Annotated in this window: 1 protein-coding gene; it reads left to right on the top strand. The window is 58.6% G+C overall.

What is annotated here, in order from left to right:
- On the top strand, positions 1-664 hold a 664-nt coding region (locus tag NKH02_RS34445), incomplete at both ends, for an ISAs1 family transposase (protein WP_352884301.1).

Raw genomic sequence — 664 nt, forward strand, 5'->3', positions numbered from 1 at the left:
TGGTGCTGGGGCAGGTCAAGGTGGCGGACAAAGCCAATGAGATCCTCGCCATTCCCAAGCTGCTGGACATGCTGGCCATCGAGGGGGCCATCGTGACCATCGATGCCATGGGCTGCCAGCGCACCATCGCCCAGAAGGTCCTGGACAAGAAGGCCGACTACATCTTCGCCCTCAAAGGCAATCAAGGCACGCTGCGCGATGACGTCGAACTCTTTGCCGCCGAGCAAAAAGCCACCGATTTCAAAGACACCACCGTAAGCCGTGCCAGGACAGTCGATGGCGATCACGGACGCATCGAGACCCGGGATATTACCGTCATCCACGACATTGACTGGCTTCAACAAAGCCATCAGTGGCCGGGCCTCAAGAGTGTCGTCATGGTCCAGAGCACCCGTGAAGTCGCCGGCAAGATCGAACGCGAGACGCGCTTCTACATTACCTCGCTGGTTCTCATCGCCAGCCTGATCGGCCCCCTCATCCGCGACCATTGGGCCGTCGAGAACAGCCTCCACTGGGTGCTCGACATGGTCTTCCGCGATGACGAGTGCCGCCTGCGAACCGATCACGCTCCAGCAAACTTCACCACCATAAAACACATGGCTCTCAATCTCATACGACGAGCGCCTGGAAAGGATTCCTTGCGATTGAAACGAAAAGTGGCGGC

The organism is Mesorhizobium sp. M1396 (assembly GCF_040317725.1).
Classification (GTDB): Bacteria; Pseudomonadota; Alphaproteobacteria; order Rhizobiales; family Rhizobiaceae; genus Mesorhizobium.